Below are 23,527 nucleotides of genomic sequence, written 5' to 3'. Positions count from 1 at the left end.
TTATGCTAGGTTCATTTCCTTGTAAAGGTATTCTGGAAGTCTTGTCTCCTTTGGTATATCATTCTCGTCAATTGTTTCATTAATATTGCTTAAAGAAAAATATGCATCAAGGAATTTTTTGATATAAACATCATTTATCATGCCCATGGTTCCAATTCTAATTGTATTTCCCGATATCATTCCCATGCCCTTGGCAACAACTATATTTTTTTCTGCAAGTAATTTAATCTTTTCACTATTATTATTATCATAAAAGCACACCACAGTACTTGAATATGTATCTGAATTTCCAAATATCTGTATATTATTCTGATTAAGCATTTTTCTTATAAACTCAGAGGATGCAGCTATGCGTTTTGCCCTTTTTTCTATGGTTTCATCCTTTAATATTTTTAATGCAACGTTAAGCGCATTAAATATCCCTGTAGCAGGTGTATATGTCGTTTCATTTTTTTCAAGGAATTTTAATGATGTTTTTAAATCAAGATAAAATGGGACACCTGACATATCCATTTCCATTACATCATTGTATGCATCCTTGGATAGGAATATTATTGCTATTCCAGGAACACATGCTATATTCTTCTGGCTGCCAGTGGCCATTGCATATATACCATCCATATTTAAATTGTATCCTGCATATCCTGAAACATCATCTATTAAGAGTTTGGCATTTTTTGATTTTACTATTTTTACAATTTCCTTTATATTATACAATGCTGTGCCGTTTGAAGTTTCATTATGCACCAAAAATAAATAATCGTAGTCTCTTGATTGTATATCTTTAATAAGGCTTTCCGGATCCAATTCATTATAATTTACAAACTCTGCATTTTTTGTTTTTCTTTTTATTGAATCTATAAGGCGCTCTCCAAAATTTCCATAACTTATTGAAAGAACCTTTTTGTTTGTATCTATAAGTGAAAATACCATTGATTCAACAGCAAGTGTTCCTGATCCTGTTACCATGACAGTTTTATATGCACCTGATAGATAATTAAGCATCTCCTCATTTTCCGCCATTATCTCCCGGAATTTCGAGGATCTGTGATTATCAAGATATGTGGCAGCATCGAGAACAGATATCGGTACCTCAACCGGTCCAGGTATTAATAACATTTTTACCACTCTTTTAGAATATTTTCTGCGGTCATTATTGCAATTCTTTTTTGAGCCTCTGCACTCTGGGCCCCAAGATGTGGGGTTATAAGCACATTCGGCATCTTTAACATTTCAAATTCATAATCCTCCCTTGCAGGCTCATGCCAGAAAACGTCAGAAACAAATGATTTTATTGTGCCATCCCTGAGATACTTAAGCATATCCCTGCCATTTATTGCATTTGCCCTCGATGTATTAACAATAATAACCCCTTTTTTTAACATTGATAATTCCGGATCATTTAATATATATGGTGAATCCTTTCTCATTGTTACATTTATGGATAAAACATCAGAATTTTTTAGCAAATCCTCCAGGGTAACCTTTTTAACAAAGTCCTGGTATTCAACCGGATATGGGTCATATGCAATAAAATTCATGTTAAATGCCCTGGCGGCATCTGCTATTGCATGGCCAATTCTTCCATATCCAAGAATGCCAAGGGTTTTACCTGCAAGCTCAAAGCCTTTTAACTTTGTAAAATCATTTTTTCTGGTGTTTTCAATGCCCTTAACAAGATCCCTGGCACCCATAACCATCATTGCCAGTGTAATCTCCACAACGCTTTCGGTTGAGGAACCTGGAGCGTAAACAATCTTTATATTTTTCGCCTCTGCATAATCTGTATCTATGTTATCTACGCCAATGCCAGCCCTGGCGATTATTTTTAAATTTTTTCCCCTGTCAATAATATCTCTATCTATTTTTGTTCTGCTTCTCACAACAACAACATTATAATCATTAATAATTGATAGAAGCTTATCACGGTTAATTTCGGGCTGATATTCAACATTAAATTTTGATTTTAGTTTTTCTATAAGCACATTATCCACAGGGTCACATATAAGAACTTTTCCTTCCATGACAGGGTATAGCATTATTGCTTATAAAAATTTGTTTAAACGTTATAAATTTTAGAAAAATTTAAAATTTTTAAGTCTATCAGAAATAAAATATTACCAATAAGTATATTTTTGAATATTTTTTACAGCTTAAAATAAATTCATAAATTATCTGGTCATTAAATTGATTACAAAAATTAAAATAATGTTAATTAATTAATTATAGAATGATTAAATTTGGTGTGGCTGGTATACCCCTAACCAGTAAAGGTAGAACATATGTTGATTCTATAGAGGATACTGCTAATTTGGGTTTAAATTCACTGGAAGTTCAGCTTTTAAGGGTTAATGTAAGTGAGGACCCGGCAATGGATTATGCAGGCATGTATCCGAAGGATGTTGAGGACTCAATAATAGTTGATGTGTTACGGCCAGACGAATCTGGAAATTATAACAGCGTTGGTACTGATACAGTTATAGAGGAAGACGACATTATTCAGGAACTATTCTGGAATATGGCCAGAAATTATGACGACCTAAATATTGGAAAACAGGTTGCAGAAGAGCTTGACATAGATATATCCATGCATTCACCTTACTATATGGACCTTTTAAATGGTGGTGAGATTGCAGATAAGTCTTTTAATCATTTAAAATGGTCATTAATAATTGGCAGGGCAATGGGTGCCAAAAGAATAATAACACATACTGGATTTTATTGCAAAACAAAAAATTGCAGTTCTAAGAAGGCATATGAAATATATTCAGAACTTGCAAGGCTATTCCCGCATCAGAAGGGGTATCCTTATATAGGTGTGGAAGCCTCAGGGAAAAAGGACATCTTTGGGACGCAGAAGGATTTATTTACACTGGCAGACAAAATAAGTGACGTTGAACCAATACTAAATTTTCCGCACATACATGCCTTAAATAACGGGTCATTAATAGAAACAAAAGATTTTGACCATGTAATATCTGCATTTTCAAAGTATGCTAAGGGGGATCTTTATACAGAATTCGCTGGAGTGGAATATGATAATGGCAATGAAACCAAAATTACTGCAATAAAGCACGGAGACCTTAAATTTGAAACCCTTGCAGAGGTTCTTATTAACCTTGACCATGACGTTACCATAATTTCCATGTCCCCACTCCTTGAACACGATGCTCAGTATATGGAACTAATGTACTGGCGTGCCTTGTTAAAAAAATATCAGAAAAAACTGGCCAAAAAGGCATAATGGTGGTTAAATATGGTTAGAGATTATCCTGTAAAAAAAGGAATTAAAATGGATAATGATTATATAAAATCAATTTTACAAGAGTTTGCTGGAGGCATAAAGGAGGAAGGTGGACATATAATATCCAATTTCCCTGGGCTTAAAAGGATAGAATTATGGACTGACGGCAAAAAATTATTTGCCATAACAGAAACAGATACAAGCTATGAAAAACCTCAGGAAACCATAAAGAATTACAATGCATTAATAGAGAAGCTTACGGGTTACACAGCAAAAGAGAGGAAAAAACTTTTATCAAAATGAATAAAATTAAAGTACAAAGGAGCATAATGTAAATATGGCAAAAGATAAATTATTTATTTTATTCACAATAATTTCCGTGGTTTCTATTATATTTTTTATAGCATCTTTAAACGGTTTGGTATTCCAAAACCCATCAGTAACCAGATTAATAAATATAAGCAAATTGGGTAGCTGGCAGTACTGGATTTTGGTGGCATCATTTATTATATTCATATATTTTGTGTATGAAACCTCAGCTTATGTAAATGATATATTCAAGTTTAAAAAAATGATAAATACTGAAAGCAAAAAAATATTCCTAAAAAATTTGCCTGAACTTGAAAAAATCTCTAAAAAATTTGGTGGCAGTTATAAAATCAAACTTAATGAGGTTAAAAAAAGGTGGAATATAAAAACAAAAAATTAGTCAATCAATTTTTTAACAAATTCTGGAAGTTTAAAGCAGCCATTAAGCACATCTTCGTTAAAATATTTACCAAAGGATTTTTTTTCATCCCTTATGGACATATCTTTATTAGAACCCATGGTAAATGACCAGAGTCCACTTGGATATGTCGGTATGAATGCAATATATGTTAGTACATTATTAAAAATCGATTTCATTCCCTTATTTGCCATGGATAGTGCCTCAGGCTGATAATATGGTGACCCAGATTGTGTCACCACTATACCGCCATCTGATAAGTGATCGGATACATTCTTGTAAAAATCTTTGGAAAAAAGACCCTCTGCTGGTCCCACAGGGTCTGTTGAATCTATTATTATTCTATCGAATTTTTCATTTGAATTTTTCATATATTTAATACCGTCCCCTATTATTAATTCCACCCTATTATTATCAAAAGATTTGGCTATTTCAGGGAAATATTTTTTGGAAACGTCAACAACGTTTCTGTCTATTTCTACATTTACTATCCTTTCAAAATTTAAATCAACCAATCTTTTAGCCGCACCCCCATCCCCGCCTCCAATAATCAGGGCTGATTTGGGTCTTTTATTAAAATAAAAAGGCACCATGGTGATCATTTCATGGTAAATATATTCATCCTTTTCAGTTAGCTGTACAGTTCCATCTATAGATAAAAGCTTGCCAAAATCATAAGTTTCAAAAAGATCTATTCTCTGATAGTCGGTTTTGATTGAAAGAAGCTGATCCTTTACCCTGAATGAAAGCTGCAAGTTTTCTGAATATCTCTCTGAAAACCAGTTCTCTATTAATCTCATGGTAGTGTATGGTTATACAATATATAATTCTTAGCAGATGTTTTTATTTTATTTTTTTTATTATATTTTTGGAATATTCCAGAACTTCGATTTTTCAATAACATAATAAAATTGTAAACGAAAGATTTTAATATGTCTATGTATATAATGGTATTGGTGAAATAATGGTAGGGATAAGTGAGCTTTCAAAAAGCATAGCAAAGAAAACCGGAATAACACAGAAAAAAACAGCAGAAATAATTAACGAATTCCTTAAGGAGACAGTTGAGCAGGTAAATAACGGTGCAAAAATAAACCTGGCCGGTTTTGGAATTTTTGAAAGGAAAAAGCAGAGCGCAAGAACAGCAAGAAACCCACAGACAAAGGCAGAAATACAGGTTCCAGCTAAAGATAAGTTTGTATTTAGGGCCTCTTCAAAAATAAAATACAAAGAATAAATTTCATATTTTTTATTTTAATATTTATCATTTTGATATTTATAAATTTAAGTTAAAATATTAAAATGTAATTATAATCAAATGATAGTTCTTGGTATAGAGGGTACAGCACATACGATTAGCGCTGGTATAGTTGATGACTCAAGAATTCTCGCAAATGCATCATCAACATACATACCTGATCATGGCGGCATACATCCAAGAGAGGCTGCAATACACCATGCAGATAAAATAATGGATGTTATGCATAAGGCCTTTGAGGAGGCTAAAATAGGGCCAGATAAGGTAGACCTTGTGTCGTTTTCTCAGGGTCCTGGACTTGGCCCATGCCTGAGAATAGCTGCTGTTGCCGCCAGATCATTTTCATTAAAATATAATATACCGATACTTGGTGTTAATCATCCCCTTGGGCATGTAGAAATAGGTAGAAAACTTTCAGGTGCCATAGATCCCATAATGTTATACATATCAGGCGGAAATACCCAGATTATTGCACATGAGGCAGGAAGATACAGGGTTCTGGGTGAAACAATGGATATAGGTCTTGGTAATTTACTTGATAAGTTTGCCCGTGATTCTGGAATTCCATTTCCTGGTGGGCCCGTTATAGAAAGGCTTGCATTAAAGGGTAGGAAGCTGTTGGACCTACCCTATTCTGTAAAGGGCATGGATACCTCATTTTCAGGCATATATACTGCCTCAAAAAGGTATCTGGAGACAGGTGAGAGGCTTGAAGATATATGTTTTAGCATACAGGAAACATCATTTGCAATGGTTATTGAGGTGCTTGAACGTGCACTTTATTATACCAGTAAAAATGAAATTCTCCTTGCCGGTGGTGTTGCAAGAAACGATAGACTTAGAAGCATGATTTTAGAAATGGCAGAAAGTTCGGGCTATAAGGCATACCTGACGGATAAAAAATACTGCATGGATAATGGTGCCATGATAGCACAGGCAGGTCTTTTAATGTATAAAAATGGTGCCAGGCAGCAAATTATGGAAACACGGGTAAATCAAAGATTCAGAATAGACGAGGTTGAGGTTCCATGGATAAAATCAGTAAAAATTGAGGCATGTGTAAATCGTGGTGCAGAATCCAAAATAACCAGAAAGGATTTCTATGGGCGCGATGTGATAATGAAGGAGCGGTTAATTAAATCGTACCGTAACAAAAAGCTGGATAAAAAAATCAGAAATGAAAGAACGAGAAATGAATTTATGATACTTTATAAGCTCCAATCAGCAGGCATAAAATCACCTATGGTTTATGATTATGATAAATATCAAAATATATTAACTATACAGTATATCCCTGGCATTACGCTTAATCAGGCACTAAATGATAACCATGATAAGGAATTCTATTTGGATTTGATGGATAAGCTTGGAAATACAATAGCATTAATGCATAATAATAAGATTTCACACGGAGACCTAAATCCAAATAATATTATAATAAATGGAACACAGATATATTTAATAGACCCAAGCATGGGAAAATACCTTGCAAAGGAAGAAGATCTGGCAGATGATATATTCTTATTTACCGAATCATTAAAAAATCTCTATGAAAATGGGAAAACTTTAGAAAAATTATTCATTGATTCATATAAAAAATATTACAAGAATCCAGAAGATGTGCTTGCACTTGTAAAAGAAATAGCAGATAGAAGGCGCTATGTTTGAAAATTTAGCCTGAATACATAAATATTATTTCCTGCAATAAATAACCAAAGTAATTAAACAATATTAATATTAGGATTTATGATTTATTTTGTTACCCATAATAAAAACAAATATATTGAGGCATATAAAGAATTTAAAGAAAATGGTATAGATATCTCATGGATAGAAATGGAATATCCAGAAGTACAGGGAAATGACAATGAATTTATTTCCCGCTGGAGCTGTGAAAGCCTGGTAGGCCAGGTAAATGAACCATTCTTTATTGATGATACCGGCCTTTATATTGAAAACCTTAATGGTTTTCCTGGTCCATATGCATCCTATGTCCATGATACGCTTGGAAATTCTCTGATAGTTCGACTTGCATCAGGGTCCAGAGCATATTTTAAGACAGTTATATCATTTTATTATAAGAATAATATCTACCAGTTTTCAGGAATTTTAAAAGGTATAATAGCAGATGTGGAACATGGTGGACATGCATTTGGATATGATCCAATATTTGTACCAGAAAACTCTAATAAAACGCTGTCTGAACTTAGCATTGAGGAAAAAAATAAAATATCACACCGTGGTAAGGCCATAAAGAAATTCATGGCATTTTTAAAGGATAATAGTATTGTTTAAACTTTGATTTAAAAATCTATAATTTTATTAATAAGCATATAATAGGGAATAAATCAAAAAATTATGGTGAAATATTATGGCAGTTGCAGTTATTGCTGATAAAAAAACCGGGAAAACGTACAAAAAAGAATTTTCAGACGATGTTCTGGGTTCTCTAACAGGCAGAAGGCTCGGTGAGGAAATAGATGGCATATTTTTTGATATGCCTGGGTACAAAATGAAAATTACGGGTGGAAGCGCAAAGGACGGTTTCCCCATGAGAAAGGACCTTCCAATCATGGGTAAAAAAAGATTATTAATAACCTATGAAAGGGGAGAAAAGGCAAAAAAGGGAATAAGGAAAAGGGTCACATTCAGGGGCAATGTTATAGGGTCCGATATAGCCCAGCTTAATTTGGTTATTACACAGTATGGCCCAAAACCACTAGAAGAAAATAATACTACTGAGGGAGAACAGTAAAAATGCAACAGCCTTCGGTAAATATAGGAATGGTTGGTCATGTTGACCATGGGAAAAGTACGCTTACATATGCATTAACCGGCAAAAAAACAGATGTGCATTCAGAGGAAGTTAAGCGTGGCATATCAATTAAACTTGGTTATGCAGATACACCAATATATAAATGCGTTAATGCTGAAGGCAAGGTCTTTTATAGCAATAAAAAAATTAATGATTCGTGTGAACTTTCAAGGGTTATATCAATAGTTGATGCTCCTGGCCATGAAACATTAATGGCAACAATGCTTGCAGGATCATCAATAATGAATGGTGCCATTCTTGTTATAGCTGCAAATGAAAAATGCCCCCAGCCACAGACACGGGAGCATCTTACTGCCTTGGAAATAATGGGCATAAAGGAAATTATTGTTGTTCAGAATAAAATAGACCTTGTGACCAGGGAAAGGGCAATAGAAAGTTATAATGAGATAAAGGCATTTTTGAAAGGGAGTATAGCTGAAAATGCACCAATAATTCCTGTTAGTGCATATCATAACACAAATATAGATGTCGTTCTGGAGGCTATTGAAAATATAATAAAAACACCGAAATTTAATGAGAATGATGATCCAATAATGTATGTTGCAAGGTCATTTGATGTAAATAAACCGGGAACAAAAATAAAAGACCTTAAAGGCGGAGTTCTTGGCGGCTCATTAATACGTGGCATGCTCAGTGTTGGTGATGAAATAGAAATATCACCAGGTATACAGATTAACCGTGGCAATAAAACGGTTTGGGAAAATATGACCACCAGAATAGTATCATTAATGGCAGGATCCGAATCATATGATAGAATATATCCCGGAGGCCTTGCGGCTGTTGGAACAACACTTGATCCCTTTTTAACAAAGGGGGATTCCTTTACAGGTAGGGTAATAGGAAGGATTGGGAAGGTACCAAAAACAATTTTCAATCTCTCCATGGATTCACACCTGCTCAAAAGGGTTGTCGGTTTTGATGAGGAGCAGAAGGTTGAACCATTAAAAATTAATGAAATGATAATGCTTACAGTGGGAACTGCAAATACCATCGGCGTTATAACCTCTATTAAAGATGGAAATGTTGAGGTTTCATTAAAATATCCTGTTGCGGCAAGTATTGGGGATAGAATCGCAATAGGTAGAAGAATTTCAAATAGATGGCGTTTAATCGGTTATGGTTCAATAAAAAATATATAAAATGATTTCTGGATTATTACAATGCATTTTTATTGCTTCTATATTTTTCACATGACATGGATAAAACAAATGCGATTGGTATTATTGCAAGGTGCATAATTAATGCAGATATTGTGCCATTCATAAATTTATCAGCTATGTTGCAATCAGTTTACAGTTTCTGCTAACAATGTTAACATGCACCTTTGTAAGCTATTTTCTCGTTAATGCTTAACCTTCCTGTATAAAACCCAATAACCTATAAACCTATATTCCGTTAAATTATTCAGAAATTGAATTTTTTATAATATATCACTTGTATAAATGGTTATCAGTATTATAGATAATATGTATGGTAACTGATTTATATACTAAATTTTTATTCGTATAATATAATAAGTTATTAAGTATTAATATTTAAAAACTATTTGGTGATAAAATATATAAGAAAAAATAATACTTTCTATTGGATTAAAGGTCATGGAGTTAGAAAATCGTGTTAAAAAATATTTTGCTATTGAGGAAGAGGCCCTAAAAAAGGTCAAAATATCAGTTCCAAAGGAGTCGCATTTATACCAAATAGCATCGGATCACCTTGAAATGGTAAAAAATTATTACAACGATGCACGATATTTTTATGAAAAAAATGATTTAATTAATGCTTTTGCAGCATTGAATTATTCATATGGCTGGCTTGATTCCGGGATTAGGCTGGGAATATTTACAGGTGGTCCGGACTACCGGTTATTTACTCAGTTTAGATGATTAACCTCATCAGCATTATTTTCAACGCTATATATATTAAGGTTTTTATCTTCTTTGGGTATCTCTGTTTTTATTAGTTTTTCAATTACAGGCTCAAGTCTTGAATTTAAATATTTTGATGCCTTATTAAAGGATTCAACAGTTTTATTTATGTTTCTTGATAAATCATTCAATGCACCTGTAAAATCATCCAGCTGTTTATAAAATTCCTTTACATCAGCAATAAGCGAATTAAAATTATTGTATGTGTTAACATCCCTCCATCCCATATGTATTGTTAATAAAAGTGATATTAGGGTTATGGGTGTTGCAATGATAACCTTTTTTGATATAGCATCCTCTATTATACTGCTTGAATTTTCCATTATTATACCAAGAAGTGATTCCAAAGGTATAAACATTATAACAAAATCTACAGAATTATTGAATTTTTCCCAGTATTTTTTATTTGAAAGCTCTCTAACGTGGTTATTAAAGGCGGATACATACCTGGTCAGTTGATCCTTATTTTCTGGATTTTCTAAGTACTCAAAATATCCTGTCATTGGAACTTTGGAATCTATTATTACCCGCCTATTATTTGGCATTCTTATTATCATATCTGGTTTTGCCTCACTGTCATTAGATGCTGTTTGTTCTGAAAAATCACAGTAGGGAGACATTCCGGCCATTTCAACTATCCTCCTTAAAGTTATTTCTCCCCATTTCCCCCTTATGGATGGATTTTTTAATGCATATACAAGCTTATTCGTATCTGTTTCAAGGGAGTTTATCTTTTTATATAAATTTTCAATATTGTTATTAAGTGACCCAAGTTCCATTTTTCTGCTTTTTTCTGCACTTTCTAAATATTCATTATAGCTCTTTAAAGATTCTTTTAATGGCTCAATTATACTGCTTATTTTTAAAAGATTTTTCTCATTTTCCTGCCTTTCAGTTTCAATGGCGTTTTTAAATACCATTGAACCAGTATTAATTAAATTACTGTTCTGATCATTTATATATTTATTAATGACATCCTTAAAATTCATATTAAGTTTTTCAAGCATTGAATTCATAGTTTTTCTGGAAATAACGTAATAAATTAAAATGCCTGAAATAATACCGGCACCCATGCCTGAAAGAAACCACTGAAGATTTATATTTAGCATGGTTATAGGATTTAATATAATAATTTAATCTTTGTCATACCTAGTCCAACAAATACTGTAAATTTATTAAATAGTTAAGCATGATATACTTAAAATTATAATTTAGAAAATTAATTAAATAAAATATATAATCTGCCTTATAAAAATATTAATTTTTAAATCACGCTATAAATTTAAGCGGGTCCGAAGGGATTTGAACCCTTGACCGATGGATTAAGAGTCCATCGCTCTACCTAGCTGAGCTACGGACCCACACCTATGTATAACAAAATAGTATTTTAACTTTTAATAATTATAATCCTCTGTTTAATACATTTAAAATAATAACTTTTAATATTAGTATTGAATATAACCCGTAAATGGTAAGGTATATACCAATTGGCAATGGAAAATTGCTTGTTAGCTTTAATAATGATTATAATCTTACGGATATATATTTTTCAAGAGAAATGGCTGAGAATCATAGTGGTGGTAGGCCGTTTAAATATGGTATTTCAGTGGATAATAATTTTGTCTGGATGAACAAAAATTTCCTTATTTCCAAAGATTATTTTGATCATACAATGATTGGAATTGCAAAATATAAAATTTCAGACGTATATTTTGAGGATCAAAATTTTGTTGATATCTATGAGGATATCTTTGTAAGAAAGGTTAAGATTTTGAATACAACTGATACGATTAAAAAAATTAAATTATTTTTCCACCAGAATTTTTCAATATACGGAAATAATATTGGTGATACAGCTTTTTATTACCCATACAACAATTCTATAATACATTACAAGGGAAGGAGATATTTTATGATATCCACCCTGGATGGTAATACCTCCTTTGATCAATATTCCGTGGGAATAAAGGATTTTAATGGTTTGGCAGGTACATGGAAGGATGCAGAGGATGGTGAACTTGCAATGAATACAATTGCAACCGGATCCGTTGATTCAATAATTAGGCATACAATTTCCATAGACCCAAAAGCATCATTTGAACTGTATTATTATATACTGGCAGCCAGAGATTTAAAATCACTTCTTGAAACATCAAAGGAGATAACTGTTGAGAACCTGGAAAGAATGCTTAAGAGAACTGAAAATTTTTGGGAATTATGGGTGTCAAAATTTCAGGTTAACCTTGACAATTCATTGAATGAAATGTTTAAAAAATCGTTATTTATCATAAGGTCACATATTAATGATAAGGGCGCGGTTCTGGCATCAAGCGATAGCGAAATCCTTAGAAGCAATATGGACTCATATTACTATTCATGGCCTAGAGACGCGGCATATGCAGCTATTTCAATGATTATGTCTGATCACGGAGACCCTGCAAAATTATTTTTTGATTTTTGTATATCCACAATATCAGATGATGGTTATTTTTATCATAAATACAATCCTGATGGTAAAATAGCAAGTAGCTGGCTTCCATATTACATGAATGGAAAAAGAATACTACCAATACAGGAGGATGAATCCGCCCTTGTCATCATAGCCATTTATTATTATTATTCCGTTTATAAGGATATAGAATATATATCTTATCTTTATGAAAAATTGATAAAAAAAATAGCAGATTTTCTATATGAATTTACATACGAAAACGGTCTTCCCAGGGAATCTTTTGATTTGTGGGAAGAAAGATTCGGAATTAACACATATACCGTGGCCACCGTGTATTCTGCACTTAAATATGCCTCAGCTTTTGCACAGATATTCAATGACATAGATCTCTCAAAAAAATATATGGATAAGGCTGATTTAATGCTAAAGACATTTAAGTCAACATTTTATTCTGATCTAACTGGTTATTATGGCAGAACAATGAATAATGGGAAGATTGACTTTACTCCAGATTCCTCGGTCCTATCACTTATAAACCTTGATGTGCTGCCCCCAGACGATCCGACAATAAAATCAACTGTTAATAATATTGTCTCCAGATTATGGGTTCCTGACACAGGTGGCCTGGCAAGATATGAAAAAGATTTTTATCAGAGACGGGATAACAGATATGATATTCCAGGAAATCCATGGATCATTACGACGCTATGGCTTGCGGACTACTATATCAAGATCAAAAATTTTGATAAGGCCAGAGATTTAATTTCATGGGTTGTGAATCATAGTGAGGCCTCAGGTATATTGTCTGAGCAAATAGACCCTATAACAGGTCAGCCTCTTTCAGTATCCCCATTAACATGGTCACATGCACAGTTTGTAATTACATTAATTAATTATAAAAATGCCATAAATCAAAAATAAAAATTTACAATTGTTTTTATTTAAAATAAAATATTTGAAGTAAAATTTCATATTATAAAACAATAGAACGTGTGATATCTAAATCAAATGTAATTCAATATAACAAAGTTAATAAATATTAAATTAATAACCTTAAAAAAACCATACACATTTGGGCAATGCATTTATGCATCCCGGTTTATCAGAAGTTCTTTCTGATATGGCAGGTGTAACGGTTGGTGATAAAAGATGGCAACTCCGCATCATTCCCGTAGGGGATCAATGGCGTACTATCCCAGGGTACGCGCTAAAAAAATTGGGGCTGATATTCGCTCTTGGCCTGAAATTGAGGGTAAGGCGAAAATTCAGGCATTCGCTGGCTATAAAGTTGGAATGACACATATACAGATGACAGACTATAGAAAAAATAGCGTTACAGCAGGTAAGACAATAATGGCTCCTGTCACCGTTGTTGAGGTCCCTCCGCTTAATGTAATAGCCATTCGTTATTATGAGGAAGGAGACAATGGTCTGCAGGTATTTGCAGAGGAACGTGCAGAAAATATAGATAAATCTGTATTTAGGAGAATACCAGAAATTAAAAATAAAAAGGAATTAAAGGTTGAGATTAAGGACGTTGCAGATGTAAGATTAATAGTCCATACAAATCCAAAAATGGTTCCAAGCATACCCTCAAAAACCCCAGAAATATTTGAGATAAGGATAGGTGGTTCAACAATAGAAGATAGAATAAAGCTTGCAAAGGAAAAACTTGGAAAGGAATTAATATTCAGTGATTTTGCATCTGCCGGCTCGTTTATTGATGTTATATCTGTAACAAAAGGAAAAGGATTCCAGGGCGTTGTAAAGAGATTTGGAGTCAAACTTCTTCCAAGGAAAAACAGAAAGCATAGAAGGATGATTGGTACACTTGGTCCATGGCATCCAGACTGGGTCAGGAATACTGTTCCCCAGGCAGGCCAGGTTGGATTTCATCAGAGAACACTTCATAATATAAGGGTTGTTAAAGTTGATACAAAAGATCATGTTGATGATATAAACGTTAAAGGAGGTTTTCTTAATTATGGCCTGGTTAAAAATGATTATGTCCTGCTTTATGGTTCAATATCCGGACCAGCCAAAAGGTTAATTAAACTAAGAGACCCGGCAAGACAGACAAGGCCAAATGTTGAAAATATAGATATAACCTATATATCAAAGGAATCAAAACAGGGTGATTAAACTTGAAGGTTAATGTATATAATATTGATGGTGAGGTCGAAAAACAGATAGATTTGCCTACTGTATTCGAAATTATGCCCCGGGAAGACCTTATACATAAAGCATTTAAAGCCATTACCTTATCATTACGGCAGCCATATGGGTCTAGCCCGGCTGCGGGAACACGCAGAGTTGGCCATAATCTGGGCCCAAACCATGGAATATCAAGAATACCAAGAATCGCTGGCGGTTCACGTGGAGTACTTCTGGCAAGCATGGTTGGTGGTAGGAGTGCCCACTCACCCAGAAGTGATAAGGTCTTATATAAGAAAATTAATAGCAAAGAATTAAAATATGCAAGATTAAGTGCAATAGCATTAACTGCCAGTAAGGAACATATAATAAAGAGAGGGCACAGGCTTGATGAGGATACAACATCAAATCTAACATTTCCAATAGTGGTTGATAATGACATTGAATCAATAAATAAGGCCAAGGATGCTATGAAATTCCTACAAAATCTTGGTCTTCTGGATGATGTTATTAGGGCAAAAAACGGTGTTAAGATAAGGCCAGGAAGGGGAAAAATGAGGAACAGGCCATATAAACATCCAAAAAGTGTTCTTATTGTTGGGTCATCACAGGAAAAACTTAGGGCATTTGCAGGCTTGCCGGGCGTTGATGTTGCCACAATAAACAGCCTTAGCATAAGGAAACTTGCCCCAGGAGGCAACCCCGGCAGGCTTACAGTTTATACCGAAAATGTAATTGAGCAGTTAAGAGGTGTTTATTAATGGATTATATAATTACTCCTATAATTACAGAAAAAACTACGTTGATGATGGAAAAGGAAAATAAACTTACATTTCTTGTTGACCGTAGAGGTAAAAAGGATCAGATTAAAAAAGAGGTAGAGGAAAGATTCAATGTTAAGGTTAAATCTATAAATATTATGATAACAAAGAAGGGCAAAAAAGCCATAGTTAAATTAACCGATGACTTTTCTGCTGAAGAAATAGGGGGGAGAATAGGAATATTCTGAGGTGAAAATAAATGGGAAAACATATAATTGCACAGAGAAGGGGGCACGGGTCACTTACTTACCGTAGCCCTAGCTTCAGGCACGTTTCCGAAATTAAACATTTAGGCGATGGTAATTATAAAATTGAGGATATAATACAGGCACCGGGCAGAAATGCACCTGTACTTGTATTAAAAAATGAAAATAATGAAAAAAAATATATGCTTGCATTCAACGGAGCATATGTGGGTCAGGAAATTACGGTTGGTAATGCTGAATCAACATCCGTTGGTTCCACAAATTTTCTTTCAAAAATAGATGACGGTGCCCTTGTATTTAATATAGAGAGCAGGCCAGGGGATGGGGGGAAATTCTGTAGAACTGCCGGATCCTATGGACTTGTTATAAGCCATGGTGAAAGTGTTTCGGTAAAGCTTCCATCTGGCAGAATTAAAGAGTTTAATCCGGGATGCCGTGCCACAGTTGGTGTTGTTGCCGGTTCTGGGGCACGTGATATACCTATATTAAAGGCCGGAACCCACATTAAATATCTGCAGAGCAAGGCAAAGAAGCCATATACAGTTAGAGGTGTTGCAATGAATGCTGTAAATCATCCACATGGTGGAGGTAATCATCAGCATGTCGGCGGCCCAAGCACTGTAGGTCGTGGTGCACCACCAGGAGCAAAGGTTGGAAGATTATCACCTAAAAGGAGGAATAAATCATGGTAGTTAGAAAACAGGCATCTGTAAAATCAATTAAGAGAAGATCACGAAAGGCGCAGAAGGCCATAACAGGGAGGGCAAAGGAATTCCTTTACCGTGGCCATACACTTGAGGAGCTTCAGGGTATGGAACTGGATGAGCTTTTACCGCTACTTCCTGCTAGGGCAAGAAGATCATACAGCAGAGAAATGAATCACGAACAAAAGAAGTTATTTGAAGATCTGCTCAGTGATAAGCAGGATATAAAAACACATGTAAGGGATATAATCATACTGCCACAGTTCGTGGGAAAAACCATAGAACTATATAATGGTCATAGCTATTTGAAGTTTGATATTAAGGGAGAAATGATCGGCCATTACCTTGGAGAGTTTGCCCCTACAAGGAAGGAGGTAAAGCATTCTGGTCCAGGTGTTGGTGCCACAAGGTCATCGAAGTTCCTTCCACTGAAGTGATATTATGAGAGGATACAGCATAAAAAATTTACCGGAAAAATATGCGCTTGCAAGACTTAAGGAAGAAGACATCTCACTTAAGGATGCAGTTAACATAGCACATTTCTTAAAGGGCAAAAAACTAGAATCCGCAAAAAATATACTTGATGGTGTTATAGAAAAAAAGGTACCTGTACCCTATTTTAGGTATCTTGACTCCGTATCACATAGAAAGGGCATCGGACCCGGCAGATATCCGGTTAAGGCTGCCAAGGCCTTCAAAAGGCTGCTTAACGATGTGTCAGCAAATGCTGAATTTAAGGGTCTTTCAGAAAATCTTTTAATATATTCCATAGCTGCATCAAAGGGCAGGGTAATAAAAAAATACACCCCAAAGGCCTATGGAAGGGCAGGCGCATTTTACAAGGAGCTTATTAACGTTGATGTTGTTGTAACTGAGGAGGGTCAGCAATGAAAGAGAAAAAATTTGTCAGTGACAATATAAGAAAGCTACTTGTTAGTGAATACCTAAGAAGGGAAAATGATAGCGCCGGCTTTGGTGGCATGGAAATGAAGAGAACACCATTTGGTACAAACATAACGCTGTATGTAAACAGGCCTGGGCTTGTTATAGGCCGGCATGGAACCAAGATAAAGGACATGACGGAGGAGCTGGAGAAAAAATATAAACTTGAGTCCCCACAGATAGAGGTAAAGGAGGTGGATAATCCAGATTTAAATCCACAGATTATATCAAAGAAGATAGCCCTATCTCTTGAGAAAGGCTGGAATTATAGAAAGGCAGGGAATACAACATTAAGGCGCGTTATAGATCAGCATGCACGTGGCGTATTAATAAGGATCGGCGGTAAAATATCAGGCGAAAGGGCAAGAACGCAGAAGTTTATGTATGGAGAAATTAAATACTCCGGGGAGCCTGCAAGGGCAGGAGTTGATGGCGGCTTCTCAGTTGCAATGCTTAAAACTGGTGTCATAGGCGTATATGTAAAACTGTTAAAATCTGATTACAGGCTTCCTGATGAGATTGGCATTAAACAAAACCCTGTACAGCCTGTAAATGAATCGCCTGAAAATAATGAGGTGGAGGATAATGGAACTGAAGAGTAAGGATTTAAGATCCATGAGCAATGAGGAGTTAAATCAAAAACTCAAATCCCTTAAGGATTCATTGCTAAGGGAAAGGGCATCTGTTGCAATGGGTGGTGCCCCATCAAGCCCTGGCAAGATGAGATCCATAAGGAGGCAGATAGCCAGAGTGTTAACAATAATGGAGGAAAAAGAAGAATGAAAGATAAAGATTTTACCGGGATGCCGAAGGAGCTGCAGCCATGGGAGGGCTTTAACAGGAATAATGAGGTAGTTAGAATAAGTGTAGATAAAAGACGGTACGGAAAAACAGTTACTGTTATTGAGGGAATAGACCCAAAATCCGAAAACCTCAACGATATTGCCAAGGTATTAAAGAAGAAGGCTGCCTCCGGAGGAACAGTTAAGGACGGTAAATCTATAGAACTTCAGGGAGACCATAGGGAAACCATTAAAAAAGAACTAGAAAATATGGGATTTAAGGTTCAATTAGTATGATAAATAATGATATATATCTTCAGGAATTCATCGGAAACTATATAGAAGTCATATCCTCATCAAATAACAACAACATTGGCCTGCATGGATATGTGGTTGATGAAACAAAGAATACATTGATTATAGATCATTCAGGCAAACAAAAGGTCGTACCTAAGGCATATTCAAAATTTCGAATATGGATATCAGGAAATCCGTATGATCTGGAAGGTTCATTAATAATAATGAAGCCTGAAGATAGGACAAAAGAAAAAAAGAAGATATTTAAAAAATTAAGGAGAAATGATTAAGATGAAAAACATAGGCATTGATGTTAAACTGCCGGAGAAGGAATGCACTGACGTTAACTGTCCATTTCACGGGCATTTGACAGTAAGAGGGCAGATAATAGTAGGTACTGTTGTATCCAATAAAATGAATAAGAGCATAGTTGTCAGAAAGGAATCCAAGGAGCTTATAAAAAAGTATGAGAGGTATGCAACGAAATTCTCCAAATATCATGCACATCTGCCGGATTGCATCGATGTAAAGCCCGGTGATAAAGTAAAAATTGCTGAATGCAGAAAGCTTGCAAAAACCATTAGTTTCGTTGTAATAGAAAAGGTGGATTAAATGAAGGGTATATCTGGGAATGAAGCAAGAGGTTTACCACTGGGTGCTGTTATCCCATGTGCGGACAATACCGGTGCAAAATTGGTTAGCCTTATAGGTGTAAAGGCACTTCATACAGTCGCAAGAAGAATACCTGCAGCCGGTGTTGGAGATTTATTAATAGCTAGTGTTAAGAAGGGCACACCAGAAATGCGAGCCAAGGTTGTATATGCAGTTGTGGTAAGGCAGAAACGCCCATACCGCCGTGCAGATGGTAACCTTATACAGTTTGAGGATAATGCTGTTGTTCTTGTTACCCCTGATGGCGAGGTTAGGGGCTCTGAGATAAAGGGACCTGTAGCAAGGGAGGCTGCTGAAAGGTGGCCCAGGATTGCTGCTATAGCTTCAACAATAGTGTGAGGTAAAATTATGATAAACAATAAAATAAATGTATCATTAAGTAAAGATTTAAGGAAAAAATATGGGATAAGGCGTTTCCCAATTTCTAAGGGTGATGTTGTAACCATAATATCAGGGTCAAGAAAAGGCGAGGGTGGCAAGGTAATTGATGTTAACCATAAAAATAAGAAGATATCAATTGAGGGCATAACAATAGCGAAGGCAGACGGTAAGCAGGTTGCATACTATGTGGATCATAGCAATCTGCAGATAACAAGGCTTGATCTATCAAGGACAGACAGACAGGCCAAACTTAGAGAGATAACTGCCGCCAGGAATCTGCCACCTCCAGAACCGGAAGAAATTAAACAGGAGGAAACCACAGAGACTGTAACAGAAGGCGGAGAGTCAGAAAAAACGGCAGAAGATGAAGGTAGTGAAGAGGAAATTAATGATGAAAATAATAAAGATGTAATAAAAGAAAATGGTGATAATAATGAAAACTAAAATAATGATGGCCTCAAATAGATTAAAAATACCCAGAAAAACCCATTTCTGGTCTGTTACACCATCTCCGGGTACCCATAAAAAGGAAGACGCACTACCATTATTAATTGCCTTAAGAGATTATCTGAAGCTTGGTGACAAGGAAAGGGAAATAACAAGAATACTTGCAAATGGAGATGTAATGGTAGACAACAAGGTTGTAAAGGATAGGAGATTTCCGGTTGGATTCATGGATACAATATCCATTAAGACCATAAATCAGGATTTTCTCGTACTTTATGATAAGAAGGGTAAAATAATAATTACAAAAAACCCCGAGGAAAATAAGGGAATGAAACTATTGCAGGTAAAAACAAAAACAGTAATTGGCAAGGATAAATATCAGATAGGGTTCCATAATGGCTTTTCAATAATAACGGATAAAAATGACCTAAATACATATGATGTTGTACTTGTAAAAATGCCAAAGGTTGAGATACAGGAGGTTATGAGATTAATACCTGGCAATAAAGCGTTTATTATCGGTGGATCACACGTTGGCGAAATAGGCACAATAAAATCTGTTGAGGTTAATAAATCCTCCGGAAGCAATTTTGTGCATTTCAATGAGGGATTTACAACCGTTAAAAACTATGTGTTTGTTATTGGCAATCCAAAATACACATTTAAAATACCAGAAAACGAGGTGATGGCATATGATGAGTGAACAGAAAACAAACCCCATGAGTGCAATTGTTATAGACAAGGTCGTTATAAATATCGGTGTTGGGGCTGCTGGAGAGCGCCTAAATAAGGCTGCAAAGGTTATAGAACTGTTAACACACCACAAACCAGTGTTTACCAAGGCAGAAAAAACAATAAGGGATTTCAATATAAGAAAGGGACTTAGTATTGGTGCCAAGGTAACATTAAGAAAAGATGATGCATACAAGTTTTTAAAGGAAGCATTTTATGCCAAGGATTATAAAATACCCGTATATTCATTTGATAGGCAGGGTAATGCATATTTTGGAATAACAGATTATACAGATTTTAAGGGAATGAAATATGATCCCGATATAGGTATATTTGGCATGGATATAGCAATAGTTTTTAGAAGGCTCGGAGGATACAGAATATCAAAAAGAAGAATAAATCCAAAGCACATACCCAATAAAATAAGAATAACCAAGGAAGAGTCCATGAAATTTTTAGAGGATAATTTTAATGTAAAAATAGTGAGGTGAACATAAATGAGTCAAATAAAGCTTCAACCAAAGAAAAATTTCGGGCATGTAAACGGCTGTGTGAGGTGTGGCAGAAAACGCGGTATTGTAAGAAGATATGGAATCAATATGTGCAGGCAGTGCTTTAGGGAAACTGCAGGGAAAATTGGATTTAGAAAATACAGCTGAGGTGATATTAATATGAAAAGTGATCCATTAAATGATGTAATAAATTCAATAAAAATGGCTTCAAGAATAGGAAAGAATGAAATATATCTATCACCAGCATCGGTAGTCATAGGACGTGTGCTAAAGGTTATGCAGGATTATAACTATATAAAAAGCTTTGAGGTGGTGGATGAAGAAAGAGGAGGAAAATTTAAGGTGGTTTTAAGCGACACAATAAATAACTGTGGTGTAATAAAGCCCAGATTATCTGTAAAAAAATCCAATATAGAAAAATACGAGGCAAGATACCTCCCAGCCCAGGACTTTGGTATTATAATACTTACAACCACGAAGGGCATTATGAGCCATCTTGAGGCCAGAAAATATGGTATTGGTGGGAAACTAATGGCCTATGTTTATTAAAATAAATGGTGTTTAAAATGATAAAGTGGGAAGAAAAATCAAGAATAAAAATTCCTGGAGACGTTCAGGTTTCAATGGATGGAACCATCCTTAAGGTTAAGGGTAAGCTTGGGGAAACATCCAGAAACTTTAGGGATAAATATGTAAGGGTATCAATATCAGAAAATAATGTAATTATTGAGGCAAGCAAGGAAAACAAGTTCATAAAGGGCATAGTTGGAACATGGGTGTCTGAAACCAATGCAATGTTTGAGGGTGTCACAAAAGGCTATAAATATGAAATGAAAATAGATTTCACACACTTCCCAATGAGGGTCTCAGTACGTGGTGATAGCCTGTATGTTGAGAATTTCCTTGGTGGAAAGTCCCCAAGAATAGCAAAAATTCTTAAAAACTGCAAAGTTTCAGTCAAGGGTGACAGGGTAATAATTGAGGGCATAGACAAACGCGACATTGGTGATACTGCAGCCAACATAGAAAAGGCAACATACATTAAGCACTTTGATTCAAGAGTATTTCAGGACGGCATTTATTTATTAAAGGGGGTGAATCCTGATGAGTTATAAACCCGCACTATCTAAGGAACAAAAGAGATTATTGAAGAAGAAGAATGAGGATAACAGAAGGCGTGTTGAATTCCACAGGCAGGAATGGTTCAGATATAAGAAGCTTGGTGATTCATGGAGAAGGCCAAGAGGCAAGCATTCAAAGATGGCAAACCATGTTGGTTACCGTCCTCCTGTAGTAAAACCAGGATACAGAACGCCAAAAATAGTGCGTGGTCTGCACCCCTCAGGATTTAAGGAAGTTCTTGTCCATAACGTTGCTGAACTTAAAAAACTTAATCCGGATCTTGAAGGTGCAAGGGTGGCATCAGCCGTTGGATATAAGAAAAGGATTGAAATAGAAAGCGAGGCTGAAAACCTTGGAATTCATGTGTTCAATAAGGTGGTAAGATGAAAATGGAAAGCGTTAAGGCTATAGCTGCTGAGGAACTCAAGGTTGGAAAATCAAGGGTATGGGTGGATACAAATAACCTTGATAAGGTGCTTGATACAACATCAAGGGATGATGTTAGAAAGCTTATAGACCTTCATATAATACAGAAAAAAAATAAAAAAGGCAATTCAAATTACAGGTTAAAGAAGAGGATTTCCCAGCTTCAAAAGGGAAGGAGAAGAGGACCAGGTTCCGTTAGAGGAACAAAATATGCTAGATATCCACGTAAAAGAAGATGGATCACATTAATAAGGGCTCTTAGATCAGAATTAAGAACCTTAAAGGCTGAAAACAAAATAGATCAAAAAGTATACCGCAGATATTATAGAATAATCAAAAGCGGAACTTTTACCTCAAGGGCCCAGCTGGTTTCACATCTAAAATCTTCATCAAATATGGCAGGTGATAAAAATGAAAACAATACCAGTTCTTAAGAGAAGAAAGGAAGGAATTACAGATTATTATAAAAGATACAAACTTCTGAAGGCCGGGGCAACCAGGGCTGTTGTAAGGCCGAGCAATAAGGGCTTTACAATACAGTTTACAGATTATTCCCCAGACGGGGACAGAATTTTACTTACAGTTACAGATAAAACACTAAAAAAGATATACAATCTTAAGGGAAATAACATTCAGATGTATTACCTTGGCGGTTATCTAGCAGGTAAAATGGCAAAGCAGAAGGATATAAGCGAGGCCGTTCTGGATACCGGCAGGTATAAGTTCATGCATGGTGGGCGTTTTGCCGCAGCATTGAAGGGTATGATAGACGCCGGTATTGACATACCTGCTGATGAATCAGTGTTTCCATCTGAAGAAAGATTAAACGGTGGACATTTAAAAAATGCAATAAATCTTGAAGAATATAAAAATAAGGGTGTATAAAT

At 35.2% G+C, this 23,527-nt stretch carries 35 protein-coding genes and 1 tRNA gene; 31 read left to right on the top strand and 5 right to left on the bottom strand.

Annotation, left to right across the window (positions count from 1 at the left end; all coding sequences use genetic code 11):
• Positions 1-1,119, bottom strand: a complete 1,119-nt coding sequence (locus TZ01_RS05585; RefSeq protein WP_048101783.1) for an alanine--glyoxylate aminotransferase family protein — start codon at positions 1,117-1,119, stop codon at positions 1-3.
• A 2-nt stretch (positions 1,120-1,121) separates the two neighbouring features.
• Positions 1,122-2,024: an NAD(P)-dependent oxidoreductase gene (locus TZ01_RS05580; protein WP_048101858.1), complete on the bottom strand. Its 903-nt coding sequence runs from the start codon at positions 2,022-2,024 to the stop codon at positions 1,122-1,124.
• 206 nt (positions 2,025-2,230) lie between these two features.
• Between TZ01_RS05580 and TZ01_RS05575 the strand changes: the two genes are divergently transcribed.
• From TZ01_RS05575 to TZ01_RS05565, 3 genes are read left to right on the top strand one after another with little or no spacing between them, the layout of a single operon-like run.
• Complete coding sequence (locus tag TZ01_RS05575; RefSeq protein WP_048101782.1) at positions 2,231-3,244, top strand: TIM barrel protein; 1,014 nt, start codon at positions 2,231-2,233, stop codon at positions 3,242-3,244.
• 12 nt (positions 3,245-3,256) lie between these two features.
• Complete coding sequence (locus TZ01_RS05570) at positions 3,257-3,547, top strand: DUF5611 family protein (RefSeq protein WP_048101781.1); 291 nt, start codon at positions 3,257-3,259, stop codon at positions 3,545-3,547.
• Between the two features lie 34 nt (positions 3,548-3,581).
• A complete protein-coding gene (locus tag TZ01_RS05565; protein WP_048101780.1) occupies positions 3,582-3,953 on the top strand; it encodes a DUF3198 domain-containing protein in 372 nt (123 codons plus the stop codon).
• Here TZ01_RS05565 and speE read toward each other — a convergent pair.
• Positions 3,950-4,771, bottom strand: coding sequence for a polyamine aminopropyltransferase (speE, locus tag TZ01_RS05560; protein ID WP_052656781.1), 822 nt, complete (start codon positions 4,769-4,771; stop codon positions 3,950-3,952). The genes TZ01_RS05565 and speE overlap by 4 nt on opposite strands.
• A 164-nt stretch (positions 4,772-4,935) precedes the next feature.
• On the opposite strand from speE, the gene TZ01_RS05555 reads away from it, so the two are divergent.
• The 6 genes from TZ01_RS05555 (at position 4,936) to TZ01_RS05530 (ending at position 9,948) form a co-directional block, all read left to right on the top strand.
• Complete coding sequence (locus tag TZ01_RS05555; RefSeq protein ID WP_048101779.1) at positions 4,936-5,208, top strand: HU family DNA-binding protein; 273 nt, start codon at positions 4,936-4,938, stop codon at positions 5,206-5,208.
• A gap of 81 nt (positions 5,209-5,289) precedes the next feature.
• On the top strand, positions 5,290-6,897 hold the full coding sequence (locus TZ01_RS05550; protein WP_048101778.1) for a bifunctional N(6)-L-threonylcarbamoyladenine synthase/serine/threonine protein kinase: 1,608 nt from the start codon (positions 5,290-5,292) through the stop codon (positions 6,895-6,897).
• A 78-nt stretch (positions 6,898-6,975) separates the two neighbouring features.
• Positions 6,976-7,524 carry an RdgB/HAM1 family non-canonical purine NTP pyrophosphatase gene (gene rdgB, locus TZ01_RS05545; RefSeq protein ID WP_048101777.1) on the top strand — a complete coding sequence of 183 codons (549 nt, stop codon included), beginning with the start codon at positions 6,976-6,978 and terminating at the stop codon, positions 7,522-7,524.
• A gap of 76 nt (positions 7,525-7,600) precedes the next feature.
• Positions 7,601-7,984 carry a 30S ribosomal protein S6e gene (locus TZ01_RS05540; RefSeq protein WP_048101776.1) on the top strand — a complete coding sequence of 128 codons (384 nt, stop codon included), beginning with the start codon at positions 7,601-7,603 and terminating at the stop codon, positions 7,982-7,984.
• Positions 7,985-7,986: 2 nt separating this feature from the next.
• Positions 7,987-9,204: a translation initiation factor IF-2 subunit gamma gene (gene eif2g / locus TZ01_RS05535; protein WP_048101775.1), complete on the top strand. Its 1,218-nt coding sequence runs from the start codon at positions 7,987-7,989 to the stop codon at positions 9,202-9,204.
• 459 nt (positions 9,205-9,663) lie between these two features.
• Entirely contained in the window at positions 9,664-9,948 is a 285-nt protein-coding gene (locus TZ01_RS05530; RefSeq protein ID WP_048101774.1) for a DUF357 domain-containing protein, read from the top strand.
• Here TZ01_RS05530 and TZ01_RS05525 read toward each other — a convergent pair.
• Together TZ01_RS05525 and TZ01_RS05520 are read right to left on the bottom strand one after the other, a co-directional pair.
• Positions 9,936-11,099 carry a DNA recombination protein RmuC gene (locus TZ01_RS05525; RefSeq protein WP_048101773.1) on the bottom strand — a complete coding sequence of 388 codons (1,164 nt, stop codon included), beginning with the start codon at positions 11,097-11,099 and terminating at the stop codon, positions 9,936-9,938. The genes TZ01_RS05530 and TZ01_RS05525 overlap by 13 nt on opposite strands.
• A gap of 178 nt (positions 11,100-11,277) precedes the next feature.
• Positions 11,278-11,351 (bottom strand) — tRNA-Lys (locus TZ01_RS05520).
• A gap of 107 nt (positions 11,352-11,458) precedes the next feature.
• Here TZ01_RS05520 and TZ01_RS05515 point away from each other — a divergent pair.
• The 22 genes from TZ01_RS05515 (at position 11,459) to TZ01_RS05410 (ending at position 23,525) form a co-directional block, all read left to right on the top strand.
• The gene (locus TZ01_RS05515; protein WP_048101772.1) at positions 11,459-13,363 is read left to right on the top strand and encodes a glycoside hydrolase family 15 protein; all 1,905 of its coding nucleotides are present in this window, start codon (positions 11,459-11,461) and stop codon (positions 13,361-13,363) included.
• 228 nt (positions 13,364-13,591) lie between these two features.
• A complete protein-coding gene (gene rpl3p, locus TZ01_RS05510; RefSeq protein ID WP_048101771.1) occupies positions 13,592-14,584 on the top strand; it encodes a 50S ribosomal protein L3 in 993 nt (330 codons plus the stop codon).
• A 2-nt stretch (positions 14,585-14,586) separates the two neighbouring features.
• Positions 14,587-15,357 carry a 50S ribosomal protein L4 gene (gene rpl4p, locus TZ01_RS05505; RefSeq protein WP_048101770.1) on the top strand — a complete coding sequence of 257 codons (771 nt, stop codon included), beginning with the start codon at positions 14,587-14,589 and terminating at the stop codon, positions 15,355-15,357.
• A complete protein-coding gene (locus TZ01_RS05500; protein WP_048101769.1) occupies positions 15,357-15,605 on the top strand; it encodes a 50S ribosomal protein L23 in 249 nt (82 codons plus the stop codon). Before rpl4p ends, TZ01_RS05500 begins: the two co-directional genes overlap by 1 nt.
• Positions 15,606-15,616: 11 nt before the next feature.
• Positions 15,617-16,315: a 50S ribosomal protein L2 gene (locus tag TZ01_RS05495; RefSeq protein WP_048101768.1), complete on the top strand. Its 699-nt coding sequence runs from the start codon at positions 15,617-15,619 to the stop codon at positions 16,313-16,315.
• A complete protein-coding gene (locus TZ01_RS05490) occupies positions 16,309-16,764 on the top strand; it encodes a 30S ribosomal protein S19 (RefSeq protein ID WP_048101767.1) in 456 nt (151 codons plus the stop codon). The genes TZ01_RS05495 and TZ01_RS05490 overlap by 7 nt, the downstream gene beginning before the upstream one ends.
• 4 nt (positions 16,765-16,768) lie before the next feature.
• On the top strand, positions 16,769-17,218 hold the full coding sequence (locus tag TZ01_RS05485) for a 50S ribosomal protein L22 (RefSeq protein ID WP_048101766.1): 450 nt from the start codon (positions 16,769-16,771) through the stop codon (positions 17,216-17,218).
• The gene (locus TZ01_RS05480; RefSeq protein ID WP_048101765.1) at positions 17,215-17,871 is read left to right on the top strand and encodes a 30S ribosomal protein S3; all 657 of its coding nucleotides are present in this window, start codon (positions 17,215-17,217) and stop codon (positions 17,869-17,871) included. The genes TZ01_RS05485 and TZ01_RS05480 overlap by 4 nt, the downstream gene beginning before the upstream one ends.
• The gene (gene rpmC, locus TZ01_RS05475; protein WP_048101764.1) at positions 17,855-18,052 is read left to right on the top strand and encodes a 50S ribosomal protein L29; all 198 of its coding nucleotides are present in this window, start codon (positions 17,855-17,857) and stop codon (positions 18,050-18,052) included. Before TZ01_RS05480 ends, rpmC begins: the two co-directional genes overlap by 17 nt.
• The gene (locus TZ01_RS05470) at positions 18,049-18,348 is read left to right on the top strand and encodes a translation initiation factor (protein WP_048101763.1); all 300 of its coding nucleotides are present in this window, start codon (positions 18,049-18,051) and stop codon (positions 18,346-18,348) included. The genes rpmC and TZ01_RS05470 overlap by 4 nt, the downstream gene beginning before the upstream one ends.
• Positions 18,345-18,638: a ribonuclease P protein subunit gene (locus TZ01_RS05465; RefSeq protein ID WP_048101762.1), complete on the top strand. Its 294-nt coding sequence runs from the start codon at positions 18,345-18,347 to the stop codon at positions 18,636-18,638. Before TZ01_RS05470 ends, TZ01_RS05465 begins: the two co-directional genes overlap by 4 nt.
• 1 nt (position 18,639) lies before the next feature.
• Positions 18,640-18,960: a 30S ribosomal protein S17 gene (locus TZ01_RS09750; RefSeq protein ID WP_048101761.1), complete on the top strand. Its 321-nt coding sequence runs from the start codon at positions 18,640-18,642 to the stop codon at positions 18,958-18,960.
• Positions 18,961-19,359 (top strand): 50S ribosomal protein L14, encoded by a 399-nt coding sequence (rpl14p, locus tag TZ01_RS09745; protein WP_048101760.1) that lies wholly within the window; start codon positions 18,961-18,963, stop codon positions 19,357-19,359.
• Positions 19,360-19,368: 9 nt separating this feature from the next.
• Positions 19,369-19,845, top strand: coding sequence for a 50S ribosomal protein L24 (gene rplX / locus TZ01_RS05450; protein ID WP_048101759.1), 477 nt, complete (start codon positions 19,369-19,371; stop codon positions 19,843-19,845).
• On the top strand, positions 19,835-20,551 hold the full coding sequence (locus TZ01_RS05445) for a 30S ribosomal protein S4e (protein ID WP_048101856.1): 717 nt from the start codon (positions 19,835-19,837) through the stop codon (positions 20,549-20,551). Before rplX ends, TZ01_RS05445 begins: the two co-directional genes overlap by 11 nt.
• Positions 20,541-21,071: a 50S ribosomal protein L5 gene (locus tag TZ01_RS05440; RefSeq protein ID WP_156150319.1), complete on the top strand. Its 531-nt coding sequence runs from the start codon at positions 20,541-20,543 to the stop codon at positions 21,069-21,071. Before TZ01_RS05445 ends, TZ01_RS05440 begins: the two co-directional genes overlap by 11 nt.
• A 6-nt stretch (positions 21,072-21,077) precedes the next feature.
• Complete coding sequence (locus TZ01_RS05435) at positions 21,078-21,239, top strand: 30S ribosomal protein S14 (protein WP_048101758.1); 162 nt, start codon at positions 21,078-21,080, stop codon at positions 21,237-21,239.
• A gap of 12 nt (positions 21,240-21,251) precedes the next feature.
• Positions 21,252-21,641, top strand: a complete 390-nt coding sequence (locus tag TZ01_RS05430) for a 30S ribosomal protein S8 (protein WP_048101757.1) — start codon at positions 21,252-21,254, stop codon at positions 21,639-21,641.
• 17 nt (positions 21,642-21,658) lie between these two features.
• Complete coding sequence (locus TZ01_RS05425; RefSeq protein ID WP_048101854.1) at positions 21,659-22,207, top strand: 50S ribosomal protein L6; 549 nt, start codon at positions 21,659-21,661, stop codon at positions 22,205-22,207.
• Positions 22,197-22,601, top strand: a complete 405-nt coding sequence (locus TZ01_RS05420) for a 50S ribosomal protein L32e (protein ID WP_048101756.1) — start codon at positions 22,197-22,199, stop codon at positions 22,599-22,601. Before TZ01_RS05425 ends, TZ01_RS05420 begins: the two co-directional genes overlap by 11 nt.
• Entirely contained in the window at positions 22,598-23,074 is a 477-nt protein-coding gene (locus tag TZ01_RS05415) for a 50S ribosomal protein L19e (protein WP_048101755.1), read from the top strand. Before TZ01_RS05420 ends, TZ01_RS05415 begins: the two co-directional genes overlap by 4 nt.
• Positions 23,052-23,525 (top strand): 50S ribosomal protein L18, encoded by a 474-nt coding sequence (locus TZ01_RS05410; protein WP_048101754.1) that lies wholly within the window; start codon positions 23,052-23,054, stop codon positions 23,523-23,525. The genes TZ01_RS05415 and TZ01_RS05410 overlap by 23 nt, the downstream gene beginning before the upstream one ends.
• Positions 23,526-23,527: the final 2 nt, after the last annotated feature.

Origin of the sequence: Acidiplasma sp. MBA-1, from assembly GCF_000949015.1 — an archaeon.
GTDB classification, from domain to species: Archaea; Thermoplasmatota; Thermoplasmata; order Thermoplasmatales; family Thermoplasmataceae; genus Acidiplasma; species Acidiplasma aeolicum.
Note: the sequence above shows the minus strand (reverse complement) of the source record. Positions and strands in the feature narration are given on the sequence as shown.

What these genes read in the sequence shown, in the direction of transcription:
- TZ01_RS05585 (WP_048101783.1), bottom strand. Translation starts at nt 1,119, where the DNA reads ATGTTATTAATACCTGGACCGGTTGAGGTACCGATATCTGTTCTCGAT.
- TZ01_RS05580 (WP_048101858.1), bottom strand. Translation starts at nt 2,024, where the DNA reads ATGGAAGGAAAAGTTCTTATATGTGACCCTGTGGATAATGTGCTTATA.
- TZ01_RS05575 (WP_048101782.1), top strand. Translation starts at nt 2,231, where the DNA reads ATGATTAAATTTGGTGTGGCTGGTATACCCCTAACCAGTAAAGGTAGA.
- TZ01_RS05570 (WP_048101781.1), top strand. Translation starts at nt 3,257, where the DNA reads ATGGTTAGAGATTATCCTGTAAAAAAAGGAATTAAAATGGATAATGAT.
- TZ01_RS05565 (WP_048101780.1), top strand. Translation starts at nt 3,582, where the DNA reads ATGGCAAAAGATAAATTATTTATTTTATTCACAATAATTTCCGTGGTT.
- speE (WP_052656781.1), bottom strand. Translation starts at nt 4,771, where the DNA reads ATGAGATTAATAGAGAACTGGTTTTCAGAGAGATATTCAGAAAACTTG.
- TZ01_RS05555 (WP_048101779.1), top strand. Translation starts at nt 4,936, where the DNA reads ATGGTAGGGATAAGTGAGCTTTCAAAAAGCATAGCAAAGAAAACCGGA.
- TZ01_RS05550 (WP_048101778.1), top strand. Translation starts at nt 5,290, where the DNA reads ATGATAGTTCTTGGTATAGAGGGTACAGCACATACGATTAGCGCTGGT.
- rdgB (WP_048101777.1), top strand. Translation starts at nt 6,976, where the DNA reads ATGATTTATTTTGTTACCCATAATAAAAACAAATATATTGAGGCATAT.
- TZ01_RS05540 (WP_048101776.1), top strand. Translation starts at nt 7,601, where the DNA reads ATGGCAGTTGCAGTTATTGCTGATAAAAAAACCGGGAAAACGTACAAA.
- eif2g (WP_048101775.1), top strand. Translation starts at nt 7,987, where the DNA reads ATGCAACAGCCTTCGGTAAATATAGGAATGGTTGGTCATGTTGACCAT.
- TZ01_RS05530 (WP_048101774.1), top strand. Translation starts at nt 9,664, where the DNA reads ATGGAGTTAGAAAATCGTGTTAAAAAATATTTTGCTATTGAGGAAGAG.
- TZ01_RS05525 (WP_048101773.1), bottom strand. Translation starts at nt 11,099, where the DNA reads ATGCTAAATATAAATCTTCAGTGGTTTCTTTCAGGCATGGGTGCCGGT.
- TZ01_RS05515 (WP_048101772.1), top strand. Translation starts at nt 11,459, where the DNA reads ATGGTAAGGTATATACCAATTGGCAATGGAAAATTGCTTGTTAGCTTT.
- rpl3p (WP_048101771.1), top strand. Translation starts at nt 13,592, where the DNA reads ATGGCAACTCCGCATCATTCCCGTAGGGGATCAATGGCGTACTATCCC.
- TZ01_RS05500 (WP_048101769.1), top strand. Translation starts at nt 15,357, where the DNA reads ATGGATTATATAATTACTCCTATAATTACAGAAAAAACTACGTTGATG.
- TZ01_RS05495 (WP_048101768.1), top strand. Translation starts at nt 15,617, where the DNA reads ATGGGAAAACATATAATTGCACAGAGAAGGGGGCACGGGTCACTTACT.
- TZ01_RS05490 (WP_048101767.1), top strand. Translation starts at nt 16,309, where the DNA reads ATGGTAGTTAGAAAACAGGCATCTGTAAAATCAATTAAGAGAAGATCA.
- TZ01_RS05485 (WP_048101766.1), top strand. Translation starts at nt 16,769, where the DNA reads ATGAGAGGATACAGCATAAAAAATTTACCGGAAAAATATGCGCTTGCA.
- TZ01_RS05480 (WP_048101765.1), top strand. Translation starts at nt 17,215, where the DNA reads ATGAAAGAGAAAAAATTTGTCAGTGACAATATAAGAAAGCTACTTGTT.
- rpmC (WP_048101764.1), top strand. Translation starts at nt 17,855, where the DNA reads ATGGAACTGAAGAGTAAGGATTTAAGATCCATGAGCAATGAGGAGTTA.
- TZ01_RS05470 (WP_048101763.1), top strand. Translation starts at nt 18,049, where the DNA reads ATGAAAGATAAAGATTTTACCGGGATGCCGAAGGAGCTGCAGCCATGG.
- TZ01_RS05465 (WP_048101762.1), top strand. Translation starts at nt 18,345, where the DNA reads ATGATAAATAATGATATATATCTTCAGGAATTCATCGGAAACTATATA.
- TZ01_RS09750 (WP_048101761.1), top strand. Translation starts at nt 18,640, where the DNA reads ATGAAAAACATAGGCATTGATGTTAAACTGCCGGAGAAGGAATGCACT.
- rpl14p (WP_048101760.1), top strand. Translation starts at nt 18,961, where the DNA reads ATGAAGGGTATATCTGGGAATGAAGCAAGAGGTTTACCACTGGGTGCT.
- rplX (WP_048101759.1), top strand. Translation starts at nt 19,369, where the DNA reads ATGATAAACAATAAAATAAATGTATCATTAAGTAAAGATTTAAGGAAA.
- TZ01_RS05445 (WP_048101856.1), top strand. Translation starts at nt 19,835, where the DNA reads ATGAAAACTAAAATAATGATGGCCTCAAATAGATTAAAAATACCCAGA.
- TZ01_RS05440 (WP_156150319.1), top strand. Translation starts at nt 20,541, where the DNA reads ATGATGAGTGAACAGAAAACAAACCCCATGAGTGCAATTGTTATAGAC.
- TZ01_RS05435 (WP_048101758.1), top strand. Translation starts at nt 21,078, where the DNA reads ATGAGTCAAATAAAGCTTCAACCAAAGAAAAATTTCGGGCATGTAAAC.
- TZ01_RS05430 (WP_048101757.1), top strand. Translation starts at nt 21,252, where the DNA reads ATGAAAAGTGATCCATTAAATGATGTAATAAATTCAATAAAAATGGCT.
- TZ01_RS05425 (WP_048101854.1), top strand. Translation starts at nt 21,659, where the DNA reads ATGATAAAGTGGGAAGAAAAATCAAGAATAAAAATTCCTGGAGACGTT.
- TZ01_RS05420 (WP_048101756.1), top strand. Translation starts at nt 22,197, where the DNA reads ATGAGTTATAAACCCGCACTATCTAAGGAACAAAAGAGATTATTGAAG.
- TZ01_RS05415 (WP_048101755.1), top strand. Translation starts at nt 22,598, where the DNA reads ATGAAAATGGAAAGCGTTAAGGCTATAGCTGCTGAGGAACTCAAGGTT.
- TZ01_RS05410 (WP_048101754.1), top strand. Translation starts at nt 23,052, where the DNA reads ATGAAAACAATACCAGTTCTTAAGAGAAGAAAGGAAGGAATTACAGAT.